The 13052-nt window shown below is 63.1% G+C and carries 17 protein-coding genes; 4 read left to right on the forward strand and 13 right to left on the reverse strand.

The window, feature by feature from the left end; genetic code table 11:
* Nucleotide 1: 1 nt before the first annotated feature.
* The 12 genes from BLW25_RS16275 to mdh all read right to left on the reverse strand — a co-directional run bounded on the left by BLW25_RS16275 (nt 2) and on the right by mdh (nt 9842).
* On the reverse strand, nt 2-691 hold the full coding sequence (locus BLW25_RS16275; protein ID WP_092901030.1) for a hypothetical protein: 690 nt from the start codon (nt 689-691) through the stop codon (nt 2-4).
* A 5-nt stretch (nt 692-696) separates the two neighbouring features.
* Entirely contained in the window at nt 697-1581 is an 885-nt protein-coding gene (gene sucD / locus BLW25_RS16280; protein ID WP_092901033.1) for a succinate--CoA ligase subunit alpha, read from the reverse strand.
* Nucleotides 1582-1678: 97 nt separating this feature from the next.
* On the reverse strand, nt 1679-1948 hold the full coding sequence (locus BLW25_RS16285; protein ID WP_092901036.1) for a hypothetical protein: 270 nt from the start codon (nt 1946-1948) through the stop codon (nt 1679-1681).
* A gap of 53 nt (nt 1949-2001) precedes the next feature.
* Nucleotides 2002-2514, reverse strand: a complete 513-nt coding sequence (locus tag BLW25_RS16290) for a hypothetical protein (RefSeq protein WP_092901039.1) — start codon at nt 2512-2514, stop codon at nt 2002-2004.
* A gap of 8 nt (nt 2515-2522) precedes the next feature.
* Complete coding sequence (locus BLW25_RS16295; RefSeq protein WP_143040529.1) at nt 2523-3056, reverse strand: hypothetical protein; 534 nt, start codon at nt 3054-3056, stop codon at nt 2523-2525.
* A 14-nt stretch (nt 3057-3070) separates the two neighbouring features.
* Nucleotides 3071-4264, reverse strand: a complete 1194-nt coding sequence (sucC, locus tag BLW25_RS16300; RefSeq protein ID WP_092901045.1) for an ADP-forming succinate--CoA ligase subunit beta — start codon at nt 4262-4264, stop codon at nt 3071-3073.
* A 230-nt stretch (nt 4265-4494) separates the two neighbouring features.
* Nucleotides 4495-5688 (reverse strand): hypothetical protein, encoded by a 1194-nt coding sequence (locus BLW25_RS16305; RefSeq protein ID WP_092901048.1) that lies wholly within the window; start codon nt 5686-5688, stop codon nt 4495-4497.
* Nucleotides 5689-5915: 227 nt separating this feature from the next.
* Nucleotides 5916-6590 carry a class I SAM-dependent methyltransferase gene (locus BLW25_RS16310; RefSeq protein WP_092901051.1) on the reverse strand — a complete coding sequence of 225 codons (675 nt, stop codon included), beginning with the start codon at nt 6588-6590 and terminating at the stop codon, nt 5916-5918.
* Nucleotides 6587-7822 carry a peptidase T gene (gene pepT / locus BLW25_RS16315; protein WP_092901054.1) on the reverse strand — a complete coding sequence of 412 codons (1236 nt, stop codon included), beginning with the start codon at nt 7820-7822 and terminating at the stop codon, nt 6587-6589. The genes BLW25_RS16310 and pepT overlap by 4 nt, the downstream gene beginning before the upstream one ends.
* A gap of 87 nt (nt 7823-7909) precedes the next feature.
* A complete protein-coding gene (locus BLW25_RS24485; RefSeq protein ID WP_171909590.1) occupies nt 7910-8071 on the reverse strand; it encodes a hypothetical protein in 162 nt (53 codons plus the stop codon).
* Between the two features lie 72 nt (nt 8072-8143).
* A complete protein-coding gene (locus BLW25_RS16320) occupies nt 8144-8770 on the reverse strand; it encodes a trimeric intracellular cation channel family protein (protein ID WP_092901057.1) in 627 nt (208 codons plus the stop codon).
* A gap of 109 nt (nt 8771-8879) precedes the next feature.
* Nucleotides 8880-9842, reverse strand: coding sequence for a malate dehydrogenase (gene mdh / locus BLW25_RS16325; protein WP_092901060.1), 963 nt, complete (start codon nt 9840-9842; stop codon nt 8880-8882).
* A gap of 162 nt (nt 9843-10004) precedes the next feature.
* Here mdh and BLW25_RS16330 point away from each other — a divergent pair, with 162 nt between their 5' ends.
* Nucleotides 10005-10754 (forward strand): sulfite exporter TauE/SafE family protein, encoded by a 750-nt coding sequence (locus BLW25_RS16330; protein ID WP_092901063.1) that lies wholly within the window; start codon nt 10005-10007, stop codon nt 10752-10754.
* 107 nt (nt 10755-10861) lie between these two features.
* On the opposite strand, the gene BLW25_RS16335 is transcribed toward BLW25_RS16330, so the two are convergent.
* Nucleotides 10862-11053, reverse strand: coding sequence for a CsbD family protein (locus BLW25_RS16335; protein ID WP_092901066.1), 192 nt, complete (start codon nt 11051-11053; stop codon nt 10862-10864).
* Nucleotides 11054-11316: 263 nt separating this feature from the next.
* Here BLW25_RS16335 and BLW25_RS16345 point away from each other — a divergent pair, with 263 nt between their 5' ends.
* From BLW25_RS16345 to BLW25_RS16355, 3 genes are read left to right on the forward strand one after another with little or no spacing between them, the layout of a single operon-like run.
* Nucleotides 11317-12213: an HpcH/HpaI aldolase/citrate lyase family protein gene (locus BLW25_RS16345; protein ID WP_092901070.1), complete on the forward strand. Its 897-nt coding sequence runs from the start codon at nt 11317-11319 to the stop codon at nt 12211-12213.
* Nucleotides 12214-12266: 53 nt separating this feature from the next.
* Nucleotides 12267-12815 carry an NnrU family protein gene (locus BLW25_RS16350; protein ID WP_092901073.1) on the forward strand — a complete coding sequence of 183 codons (549 nt, stop codon included), beginning with the start codon at nt 12267-12269 and terminating at the stop codon, nt 12813-12815.
* A gap of 4 nt (nt 12816-12819) precedes the next feature.
* Nucleotides 12820-13023, forward strand: coding sequence for a DUF1737 domain-containing protein (locus tag BLW25_RS16355; RefSeq protein ID WP_092902193.1), 204 nt, complete (start codon nt 12820-12822; stop codon nt 13021-13023).
* The last annotated feature ends 29 nt before the right edge of the window (nt 13024-13052 follow it).

Below are 13052 nucleotides of genomic sequence, written 5' to 3' on the forward strand. Positions count from 1 at the left end.
GCTACGCCCCGGCGGGTTTTGGAAAGCTGGTGAATACGAGCAGCGTCAGATTGCCCTTCGCTGTCGCGGTTGCGCCCTCGGGGCGCGGCAGTTCATTCCAGTCAAAGAAAACCGGGGTTTTCTCATCGAGCATGAAAACATCGACAGCATGAATGAAAGCCGACCAGGCGGGCGCCGGGCCTGGCCCCGCATCGGCCTGGGAAAGCCTGTCTGAGATGTCCTGAATTGCGGTTCCCGCGAATAAGCACGAGGCGGCAACCGTATCGGCCGTTTCGGTCACGAAAACCGCGGCGGCGTCATCGCCGCGCATGAGAAAAACAGCATCCTCGAAGTAGGGAGGGAAGCGATCGCCCTGAAAGGCCAATCCCGTCAGATCGCTGTTCTCGCCGAACAGTTTTTCATAGGCATCCGTGGTCATGGACGCACCGTTCAGGAAGGCCGAGACGCGCATCTTTTCGATAATCTGCCGCTGCGCGCGGGCGCGATTGTCCCCATCGGCATCTGACCAGCCTTCCCGACGCAGCGCGGCAGCATAGGCCTCGGCGCTGTCGCTGATCATGACGCAAGGTTTGCCCAGAGGTGCGATATCCCCAAAGGCAATTTCTGCGGCACTGATATCAGACGCCGTAAGGGCGGCGCTGAAAAGCGCCACCCCGGGCAGTGTCAGGAAGGTCTGTCGCCAGATGGCCACGTCACTCAGCCCTTGATCGCTTTCAGCACGGCTTCGCCCAGCGTTGCGGGGCTGTCTGCCACCACGATGCCTGCGCTCAGCATGGCTTCGATTTTCGATTCCGCATCGCCCTTGCCGCCTGCCACGATGGCACCGGCATGGCCCATGCGGCGGCCCGGAGGGGCGGTGCGCCCCGCGATGAAGCCGGCGGTCGGCTTCCAGCGGCCTTTTTTCTTCTCGTCTGCCAGGAATTGCGCAGCCTCTTCCTCGGCAGAGCCGCCGATTTCGCCGATCATGATGATCGAATGGGTCTCAGGATCCGCGAGGAACATTTCCAAAACATCAATATGCTCGGTGCCCTTGATCGGGTCGCCGCCGATGCCGACAGCCGAAGACTGGCCGAGGCCGACATCGGTGGTCTGCTTCACCGCTTCATAGGTAAGCGTGCCCGAACGCGAAACAACACCGACCGAGCCGACCGAGAAGATATTCCCGGGCATGATGCCGATTTTGCATTGCGACGGCGTCATGACGCCGGGGCAGTTCGGCCCGATCAGGCGCGATTTTGAATTAATCAGCGCGCGCTTGACCTTCATCATGTCGAGAACCGGGATGCCCTCGGTGATCGCGACGATCAGCGGGATCTCGGCATCGATGGCCTCGAGGATCGAATCTGCTGCGAAGGGCGGCGGCACATAGATCACGGTTGCATCGGCGCCGGTCTTTTCGACCGCATCATGCACCGAGTCGAAAACCGGCAGGCCGAGATGGCTTGATCCACCTTTGCCCGGGGTCACACCGCCGACCATTTTCGTGCCATAGGCAATCGCCTGCTCGGTGTGGAAGGTGCCCTGCGAGCCGGTGATGCCCTGGCAGATGACCTTGGTGGTATTGTTGATCAGAACGGCCATCCGGGCCTCCTTGAAGGTAACTTTTTGCAGATGTCGGCCTGGACGGGCCAGGATGACGCATGTTCTTCGCCTTTGCCCGACCCGCCTGAGGCCGGGATTACTTTGCGGTGCCGACCGCGATCATGGCGGCATTGCCCGCCTGATACATTTGGTATTTCGCATCATAGCTGTTGCCTGTGGCCGTGCGGCTGTCGCGGGTCGGGCAGGTGATGATGATCTCGCGCCCGTCGACACGGCCAGCCTTTGCCATCTCGGCCTGCTCCTGGCAGACGGTGATGGGGTCGTTCTCCGGCGTCGCGTAACCGCCGCTGCACGCCGCAAGGGCGGACAGAAGAACGAGAGCAGGCACGGTCAGTCTGATGCGCATCTGATTGCTTCCTTACTGTAAACGCATTCTGCGGGTCCTTACCCGCAGGGCCGCTATTCGGTCTGGGCCCACATGAAACTCACGCCACTGGTCTCCGCAGGCGTACAGACGGGGTCGTTGCCCGAAGAGGTGACCTCGGCCCGCAGGCCATCCTCCTGCAGGTCGAACGAGAGACAGCCGTCTTCGCCTGTTTCTTCCACTGCCGTCTGCCCCGCCGCTGCGATCACCGCTGACAAAAGCGCCGCCGCCCGGTCAGAACCGATGGTTTCGGATTGCACGAGGCAATAGCCGCCATCGCTCCAGGTCAGGGCATAGATTTCTTCGGGCCCGGCGATTTCAGAGAAACCGGCCTCGTCATCGGTTGCGACATCCCAGCCCGCAGCCCGGAATGCCTCGGTCGCCTGATTGCCGGCGCCGCCAAGCGAGAGGCAGGTGGCATAGGCGGCCTGCAAAAGATCCTCGCCCTGAGAGGTCGCGAGCGCCGCAGCGGGCGCCGTGTTTTCGGCCAGTGCAGGCCGGGCCACCGGGGCGAGAAGCAGTGTGAAAGCGAGGAGACAGCGGATCATGGCGGGGCTCATTCCTCCAGGTCGATTATGACGACAGACGCGCTGTCCGAGTTGCAGTCGGAATAATCCTCGCCGGAGATCACCTGAAGCGTCAGAGGGGATCCGGGCAGGGCGGATGTCACCCTGTCCTTGCCGCATTCGCCCTCTGCTCCGGGCGCGCCGGGCGTGACGGTGAACGCATCAGCCGCAAGCATTTCCCCGACAAGCGCGCCGACGACCCCGGTGCCGGTCGTCAGATCCACGACGCTGCAAGAGGGGTGATCCGCATAAAGCATCACCCAGAGTGTCTCAGCCTGGCCCGGAGGGCTGTAAGACCAGCTGCCCTCATCCTCATGGTCCTGCCGTTCCCAGCCCGCCTTGTCGAAACCGGCGATCAGCCTGGCCTGGTCGCGACCATAAAGGATACAGGCGGCATAGGCCGCGTCGCGTTCCTCGCCCGGATGGCCCGAGCCCATTTTGCCCAGCGATGCGTCCAGCGTGGCCCCGGCGAAAGCCGGGGCGCCGGCGCAGGCCGCGGCGCAAAGGGCAAGGTTACGGGCCATCACGCGCATCGGGATCAGCCTTTGACAGCCTTGACGATCTTTTCTGCGGCATCCGACAGATCATCGGCGGCGATCACATTGAGACCGCTGTCATTGATGATCTTCTTGCCGAGATCGACATTGGTGCCTTCAAGACGCACAACCAGCGGCACCTTCAGCCCGACTTCCTTCACAGCCGCGATCACGCCCTCGGCGATGATGTCGCAGCGCATGATGCCGCCGAAGATATTCACAAGGATGCCTTTGACGTTCGGATCCGAGGTGATGATCTTGAAGGCCTCGGTCACTTTCTCTTTGGTGGCGCCGCCGCCGACATCGAGGAAGTTCGCCGGTTCCGCGCCGTAAAGCTTGATGATGTCCATCGTCGCCATGGCAAGGCCTGCGCCATTCACCATGCAGCCGATTTCGCCATCCAGCGCGATATAGTTCAGGTCGAATTTCGACGCCTCAAGCTCTTTCGGATCTTCCTCGGATTCGTCGCGCAGCGCGGCGATATCGGCATGGCGGTAGATCGCATTGCCGTCAAAGCCCATCTTGGCATCAAGCAGCTTGAGATTGCCGTCGGTCATCACGACCAGCGGGTTGATCTCGAGCATATCCATGTCTTTGTCGATGAAGAGCTTATAGAGGTTCTTCACGATGCCGACGGCCTGCTTGACCTGGGCGCCCTTCAGGCCAAGCGCGAAGGCGACGCGGCGGCCGTGGAAATCCTGCAGTCCGGTGGCCGGATCGACGGTGATGGTGTGGATTTTTTCCGGGGTCGAATGCGCGACCTCTTCGATATCCATGCCGCCTTCGGTCGAGGCCACGATCGAAATGCGCGAGGTCTGGCGGTCGATCAGCAGCGCAAGATACAGCTCGCGCTCGATGTCAGAACCGTCTTCGATATAGATGCGGTTGACCTGTTTGCCGGCCGGGCCGGTCTGGATCGTGACCAGCGTGCGGCCCAGCATCTGACGCGCGAATTCAGCGGCTTCTTCCACCGATTTCGCAAGGCGCACACCGCCCTTGTCGCCGGCTTCCGGCTCCACGAATTTGCCCTTGCCGCGCCCGCCGGCATGGATCTGCGACTTCACGACCCAGAGCGGCCCGTCCAGCTCGCCTGCGGCGGTCTTGGCGTCTTCCGCTTTCAGGACGACACGCCCATCGGAAACCGGGATGCCATAGGACCGGAGAAGTGCCTTGGCCTGATATTCGTGGATGTTCATGGGGCCGTATTCCCGTATTCGGTGATGATCTGGCGCAGTTCTGGCACGGATCATCCGGCCTGGCCAATCCTATCCGCCCCGCATCCGGGATATAAGGCGAAAATCCGCGCTTTGTGATCACGAATTTTCTGGCTGTGATCACAGATTTTAAGCCGTGATCACACTTGTTGCAACTGGCAGGAATCAAGGGCGTGACAGAGCAGGAGGCCGCGTGATTCGTGTTAGCGGCATCAGTTGAACAGCACTGCGAAAAGCACGGCATCGCCCTGCATCAGCCGCTCAAAATCCGACCAGGCCTGGCCCGACATCACCACGCCTTTCTCAGCATAGGGCAGCAAAGCTTCGCCCTGGATCATCCCGATCAGATCCACTTTCGGCGGCGCCTCGAACAGCTTTTTCAGGCTGATCCCGGCCTCGGCCCCATAGCGCCAATGCGGCATCAGGATTTCGCCTTTCAGGAGCTTTTCGGCATCCGCCAGCACCGCCTGCCATTGTGCGCCGGTGCCTGGCGGCAACTGGAGCCCAAGCGCAGAGACCTGCTTTTCATTCGGGATCCATTCGCGGTCATTATCGGTCTCAGCTTCGACCAGCGACCAGAAGCGGCGGTTTTCTTCGATCATCGCGAGGAAATGGCCATGGGCTTTGGCGGCAAGGGCGGCATCCGGCTCCTGCGCCAGGGCCTGGAGGATGATCGTGACCCGGTCGACCTGCTTGCCAAACATCATATCCCAGGCGTTGGGCGGCGGGGTCTCTCCCCAAAGCGCATGCATGTCGCGGGTCGATTGCAGGATGCGGTCGATCGCCGGGCCGGGATCATAGGCCTGGAACACCGTGGCCGTCCCGGAAATCAGATGCGTATAGGCCGTGAGCCAGGCGGCATCGGAGCCGTCGAAACGGATGACGATCTGGCCGGGTTCGGGCGCCAAGCCCCACAGGCCAAGCGCCTCGACCGCGACATCCGCAATGGCTTCGCCGGGATCGCGCTGTCCATTCGCGTTGATGTCAAACCAGAGATCGGCAAGATCGATCTCGAGCCCGAAATCGCGGTTTCCGACCTGGCCAAGGGCAGCACGGGCCTCGTCCATTCCCGTGGTGACGCCGGCGATCAGAGCGGTGATGTCCTGGCCCTGCATCTCGCGCGCCTCCGGATTGGGCGGGATCGGCAGGCGCAGGATCGGAAGCTCCGACCAGTCCGCCTCGAGCCCCACCTGCCACCGGAGTTGCAGCGCCTGTTCGACCGCGCCGAGGAAGCGCAACCCGGCCAGAGCAAAAGCCTCTTCTCCGGTCGGCGCGTTCAGCGCCGCAAGCCGGGACTGCGTGGCCTGGAGCCCCTTGTCGCGGATCTCATGCGACAGATCGAGTGGCCCGGCAAAGGCGAGGCCGGGCATCAGCGAAAGCAGGGTGGCACAAAGAAAACGACGCATGGGACCCTCCGGTATGGCGGGGAAAGGATGCGGAGGGGGGAGGGGGCGGTCAAGAGGCGCTGCAGGCCACCCGGGGTGCGGAATTCCCAACGTTGTAAAGAGAGGGGGCCCGCCCCCTCGCGGCTATGCCGCTCACCCCGGGGATATTTAAGGACAGATGAAAACGCGAAGCGCGCATGCCGATTTCATCTGTCTTTAAATATCCCCGCCGGAGGCTTCCTCAGATGTCAGGAGCGGCGGGGTTCGAGCACTGCGAGCGCCTGGCCGCGGGGCAACAGGTCTTCCCGCCAGCGGATCGAGAAACCAGCCGCCTCAGCATCTGCTGCGATATCGGCGCTGCTGCGATGCCAGGGCGGGCGGTTTGGATGGGTTACCACGCCGTCGCGCTGGCGGAACGGGCCGGTGTGATTTTCGGGGGCGAGGAAGATGGTCAGCATAAGCTTGCGCAGCGCGGGGAAGCTATGCCGCAGGGATTTCAGCGCGGGCAGCAGGGGGGCGGCGGGCAAATGGGTAAAGACGCCCCAGCACAGCGCGAAGGTGATGGTTTCCGGCAGGCCCGGGAAGCAGAAGGCGCTGTCCTCAATCAGGTGTTCTTCGGGCAGGCGTGATCGGGCTTCGGGCGTCAGCTCGTCCGTATGGCCGCGCAACATCAGCGCGCGGGAAGCATCAGTGCCCCAGTAATGGCCGGGGTCGAGCCAGGGCACCAGCATATGACCAAGCCGCAGGCAACCGCAGCCGATATCAAGGAAATGGTCCTGCCGCGTGAGCCCCTCATCAAGGATCACCTGCATCTGATGCAGCGCGGTTTCTTCCCAGCGGCCGCCGACGATGTCGCGATGTTTGCCGCGCGTCAGCGCATCCTCGTAGAAACCGGGCTTAAGATAGGGCGAGGCGAGGGTCATGTGCCTGTGGCCGCGCGGGTGACGATGCCCTGCATCAGGGCGACGGCCTGCGCCATGTCCTGGAGGCTGACCCATTCGCGCGGCCCGTGGATTTCCTGCATTCCGGTGAAGAGATTGGGGCAGGGCAGGCCAAGCTCGGTCAGCCTTGAGCCATCGGTGCCGCCCCGGATCGGGACCGAGACCGGATCAAGGCCGATATCGCGGGCGGCGGAGCGGGCGAGATCGACAGGCGTCATGTCGGTCTCGAGCCAGTAGCGCATATTGCGGTATTGCGGGCTGATTTTACAGGTGATTTCCGCGCGGGGCTCGGTCAGCGCGAGGGCCTCGCAGGCGCGGGTCAGCATCTCGCCTTTGGCCGTCAGCCCGTCGCGTTCGAAATCGCGCAGGATGAAATGGATCACCATTTCCGAGGAGCCGCCGGTCATCCCGACCGCATGGATGAAGCCCTCTCGGCCTTCGGTCACTTCGGGCTGCATTGTCGCTTGCGGCAGGAAAGAGATCAGTTTCGCGGCAAGGTGGATCGCATTGACCATCTTACCTTTGGCCCAGCCGGGATGGATCGAGACGCCCTTGATCGTGACTTCGGCGCCATCGGCCGAGAAGCTTTCATATTCGATCTCGCCGGGATTGGCGCCATCGAAGGTGAAGGCGAAATCGGCACCGATGTCTTTCGGCAGGCGCGGATCGACGCCGCGGCCGATCTCTTCATCAGGGGTGAAGGTGAGGCGGATTTCGGGATGGGCGGGCCTGTCCGCCATCAGGCGGCGGGCAGCGGCCATGATGATGGCGATGCCGGCCTTGTCATCGGCGCCCAGCAGCGTGGTGCCCGAGGCGGTGACGATGTCATGGCCCTGGCGAGTGGCGAGGCCGGCCGAGGTTTCGGGCGAGAGGATCAGTGCCGGATTGTCGGGGAAGGTGATCTCGCCGCCATTATAGCCCCGGATGACGCGCGGTTTTACCCCGGTCGCGTTGAACTGGGGGGCGGTGTCCATATGGGCGAGGAAGGCAATCACCGGGCCGGGGGCGGTGGCCGGAATCGTCGCCAGCACGGCACCATATTCGGTGACGCGGATATCGGTTGCGCCGATCTCTGCGAGTTCGGCCTGAAGAAGCCGGGCCATGTTCAGCTGGATGGCGGTCGAGGGCTGCGAGGGGCTGGCCGGGTCGCTCTGGCTGTCGATGGCACAGTAGCGGGTCAGGCGGTGTTCAAGCTCGGTGATAAGGCTGGACATGCGGGTGCCTGGATCTGGCCGGGTGGGGGCGCTGCCCCCGACTGCCTCTGGCAGCCTCCCCCGGGATATTTAGGGACAGATGAAATTTCAGGTTTTTTTGCGGGCGGCAGCAGCGGATTTCATCCGCTCAAGCAGGGCAGCCTTCTTTTCGGCGGCGGCCTTGTCTTTCGGGGCGCCGCGACGGGGCAGGTCCAGGGCATGCTGGGTGTCTTTGGCGTTTTTGGGATTGCCGGATTTGGAATAGTCCATGGCGGGCTCCTTGTCGTTTCATGTGGCATGACGCAAAGGGGGCGGCGGGGCAAGAGGCGAGGTCGCAGCTGGTCAGGGCGCGCGCGGGATCCTGAGGCCGAGCCACACCGAAAGGACACGGATCGCGAAGGTGGCGGTCAGGGCCAGGGCGGTGGTGATCAAAGGCGGCCAGCCGAGATGATCGCCAAGGATCACGAGGCCCGCGCCGAGAATGGCGGCGACCGCGTAGATATCCTCGCGCAGCACGCGGGGGATCTCAGACACCAGGAGGTCGCGAATCACACCGCCTCCGACAGCGGTCAGCACGCCGATCATGCAGGCGCTTGCGGGGGGGAGGCCGAATATCAGGGCCTTCTGGGTGCCTGCTACTGTGAAGGTGCCAAGGCCAAGCGCGTCCAGCAGCATCACCGGTTTCGAGGCACGTTCGATCAGGCGGTGGAAGAAGAAAGCCGTCAGCCCCGCGATGAGGGTCACCACGAGATAGGACGGGTCGCGCAGCACCGCGGCCGGCTGGTCGCCGATGGCCATATCGCGGATTGCGCCGCCCGCCGTGGCGGCGGCCGTGGCCAGGACGATCACGCCGAAGAGATCAAGCTGGCGGCGCACGGCCAGCATGCCGCCGGACAGGCCGAAGACATAAGTGCCGGTCATATCGAGCCACCACAGAAGCGAGGCGTAATCCGCCGCCATCCAGTTCATCGCTGTCTCCGCCTTTGCTCTGGCGGTGATCCTGGCCTGATGCCCGCATAAAGAAAAGCGCGCGCCCCGATGAGGAGACGCGCGCGGGTGGAGTCACTGGTGAAGAACCTCAGTTCAGCGAGGGATCGATTCCCTTGCAGGCGGTCACGAGACCTTTGACCGCGTCGATGGATTTATCGAGCATCGCCTGCTCATCCGCGTTCAGCTTGATCTCGACCACTTTCTCGATGCCGCCGGCGCCGATCACGGTCGGCACGCCGACATAGATCCCGTCAAGCCCGTAGGCGCCTTTGACGAAGGCAGCGGCCGGGAGGACGCGCTTCTGGTCTTTCAGATAGGCTTCGGCCATTTCGATCGCCGAGGTGGCGGGCGCGTAGAAGGCCGATCCGGTTTTCAGCAGGCCAACGATTTCGGCGCCGCCGTCACGGGTGCGCTGTACGATGGCGTCGAGCTTTTCCTGGGTGGTCCAGCCCATGGCGACCAGATCCGGCAGCGGGATGCCCGCGACGGTCGAGTAACGGGTCAGCGGCACCATCGTGTCGCCATGGCCGCCCAGCACGAAGGCCGAAACGTCGCGCATCGAGACGTTGAATTCGAGCGAGAGGAAGTGGCGGAAGCGCGCCGAATCAAGGACGCCGGCCATGCCGACGACTTTCTCATGCGGCAGGCCCGAGAATTCGCGCAAAGCCCAGACCATCGCGTCCAGCGGGTTGGTGATGCAGATCACGAAGGCGTTGGGGGCGTATTTCGCGATGCCTTCGCCGACCGATTTCATGACTTTGAGGTTGATGCCCAGCAGGTCATCGCGCGACATGCCGGGCTTGCGCGGCACGCCTGCGGTCACGATGCAGACATCGGCGCCGACAATATCTTCGTAGGAATTCGCGCCTTTGAGCGCCACGTCAAAGCCAGCGACCGGGCCGCATTGTGCCAGATCAAGTGCTTTGCCCTGGGGGGTGCCTTCAGCGATGTCGAACAGGATGACGTCGCCGAGTTCCTTGGTGGCGACGAGATGGGCGAGGGTGCCGCCGATCTGGCCTGCACCGATAAGGGCAATCCTGGGTCGTGCCATTGGGATGGTCTCCGTTGATGGGGTCGCGGGAGGCGTAGTCCCTTAATGGGCATCTGTCCAGCGGCTCCGATTTGCAGTATGCCATTGTATGCCGAAAAATCGACGCTTCCGTCTGCCACGCCACGGGAGTAGCGGTCGGGTTAGCGGTAACGGGGTTTCGGGATGGAAGAACTTGGGTTCTGGCTGCTTGCGGTGACGGCCGCAGCGCTGGTCGGGCTGTCAAAAGGCGGGTTGCCGGCAATCGGGATTCTGGCGGTGCCGGTGATGGCGCTGCAGATCTCGCCGGTGCTGGCGGCGGGGATTCTACTGCCGGTCTATGTGGTCTCAGACATGTTCGGGCTCTGGGCGTATCGCCATGCCTTTGACCGCAAGGTGCTGCTTTATCTGCTGCCCGGTGCGATTGTGGGGGTCGCGGTTGGCGGGCTGACGGCCTCGCTGGTGCCGGAGGCGGCGGTGACAGCGCTGATCGGGGCGATTGGTCTTGTCTTCAGCCTTAATCTGCTGCTGCGGCGTCCGGCCGATGGCCCGCCGCGGGATCCAAAGCCGGGGCCAGGGCTGTTCTGGGGGCTGATCACCGGTTTCACCAGTTTCGTCAGCCATTCCGGTGCGCCGCCCTGGCAGGTCTATACCCTGCCCCTGCGGCTGGAAAAGGCGGTGTTTGCCGGCACCTCGACCATCGGATTCGCGGTGATCAATGCGGTGAAGCTGATTCCCTACGGGATGCTGGGCCAGCTGAACCCGGCCAATCTCAGGATTTCTGCGCTGCTGATGGCGCCGGCAGTGGGCTCGGTCTTTGTCGGGGTCTGGCTGGTCAGGATATTGCCGGCGAAAGCCTTTTTCCGCATCGTGACCTGGTCGCTGCTGCTGATCTCGCTGAAACTGCTCTGGGACGGCGCACGCGGGATCTTCTGAGCTGCAAAATGTGATGCCCGGAACGAAAACAGGGCCGCCAGACGGCGACCCTGTGTTTTTGCGCGTATCGGAGCCCGTATCAGTCAGGGCCTGTCCGCAAGGTCAGGTCAGGCCTTGTCGACCGCCTTCTTCACTGCGTCTTTCGTCTTGCCAAGCGCCTGCTGCGCTTCGCCTTTCAATTCCTGGGCGGCACCTTCAGCCTGCAGCCGGTCATTGCCGGTTGCCTTGCCCACGGCCTGTTTCACATTTCCCACCGCTTCATTGGTGAGACCTTTGATCTTGTCACCGGTGCTGCTCATACTGAACTCCTTTGACTGGGTGTAACCTGAGCGTCTCAGTGCAGGGAAAACACGCGACGCTGCCTCTGGTTCCCCCAGACCAGGTTCACACAAGGTCACTGCGGCGTGTTTTCGCCAGGGCATGAGAACAGAAGGCCGTGGCAGAAACCGGTGCCGGAGATCTGAAGATGCAGAAATAGTTTCTGCGATGCGGCATTTCATGGCTTGCTGAATGTGCCAATTTTGTGCTTTGACACGCAAGATTATTGCCATGGAGGCCCGCCATGTCCCGCTCGCATCCGGCTCAGCCCTGCCGTTCGGTTCTTTATATCCCTGCCTCGCGCGAGCGGGCGCTGGAAAAGGCGCGGGATCTGGCCTGTGACGCGATCATCTTCGATCTGGAGGATGCAGTCGCGCCTGAGGAAAAGCCCGCCGCGCGCGACCTGCTGGCGCGGGTGCTGGCGGAGGCCGACTATGGCACCCGGCTGAAACTCGTGCGGATCAACGGGTTCGACACCGAATGGGGGCGTGAAGATGCGGCGGCTATGGCGCGCGCAATCGCGGCCGGGGCGAAGATCGACGCGCTGCTGGTGCCAAAAGTCAGCACGCCTGCCGATCTTGATGCGGTGGCTGCCGTCGCACCGGGTGTCAGCCTCTGGGCGATGATGGAGACTTGTGCGGGTATGCTGAACGCGGCGGCGATTGCGGCGCATCCGCAATTGCGCGGCATGGTGATGGGCACCAATGACCTTGCAAAAGAGCTCGGAAGCCGTTTCCGCCCCGACCGTCTGCCGATGCAGGCGGGGCTGGGGCTTTGCCTGCTGGCCGCGCGCGCCTATGGGCTGGCCATCGTCGATGGCGTCTATAATGCGTTCAGGGATGACGAAGGCCTGCGGGCGGAATGCGAGCAGGGCCGTGATATGGGCTTTGATGGCAAGACGCTGATCCATCCGGCGCAGCTCGACATCGCCAATGCCGCTTTCGCGCCGTCAGAGGCCGAACTTGATCTTGCCCGACGCCAGATCGCGGCCTTTGACGAGGTCATGGCCGCGGGTGGCGGCGTTGCGGTGGTCGATGGCCGCATCGTCGAGAACCTGCATATCGTGACCGCGCGGACGCTTCTGGAGAAGGACGCCGCAATCAGGGCTGCGGCGATCGGGGCGCTGGCGCTTGCCGGCTGATCGGGCGAAACCTGCCTGACCCTTTTATTGCCAGCCGAATCGGAGCCCGCGCCATGATCATCCTTACCCTCGGAGTGCTTTTGTGGAGTCTCGCCCATCTTATGGGCCGGGTCGCGCCGGGCCTGCGGGACCGGCTTGGTGGCAGGGCCGGGATGGGGCTGATCTCATTGACCGCGACGGCGCTGATGGTCTTTGGCTACCGCGCGGCGGAGGGTGAGTTTTACTGGGGTCGTGACCCGATGACGACCGGGATCAACAACCTCCTGATGCTGGTCTCGGTCTATCTCTTCGCAGCAGCGGGGATGAAGACGAAAGTCGGGCGGATGATCCGGCATCCGATGCTCTGGGGCGTGGTGATCTGGACCTTCGCGCATATCCTCGTGAATGGCGACACGCCGTCTTTCGTGCTGTTTGGCGGCATCGGGATCTGGGCGCTGTTGCAGATGCTGGCGATCAACCGGATGGGGCCATGGCAGCGGCCGGAGCCCCGCCCCGGCAAAAGCCCTGCGCGCATGGAGGTGATTGCCATTCTCGGCACTCTGGTGGTCTATGGCGCGATTGCCGCGGCGCATTACGCGCTCGGCTATGCTGTATTCGGGTGATCTGATGAGACTTTACCGCTTTCTGACCGGCGATGACACTTCCGCTTTTTGCCACAAGGTTTCGGCCGCGCTGGCGAAAGGCTGGGAGCTTTATGGCGAGCCGAGCTATGCGTTTGACGCCTCGAACGGGGTGATGCGCTGTGGCCAGGCGGTGATCAAAGAGGTGCCGGGGGAATATTCGCCGGATCTGAAGCTCGGCGAGCAATAGAGACCGGGGAGGGGGCACTGCCCCCCGTC

Origin of the sequence: Rhodobacter sp. 24-YEA-8 (assembly GCF_900105075.1) — a bacterium.
In the GTDB taxonomy this organism is placed as follows: Bacteria; Pseudomonadota; Alphaproteobacteria; order Rhodobacterales; family Rhodobacteraceae; genus Pseudogemmobacter.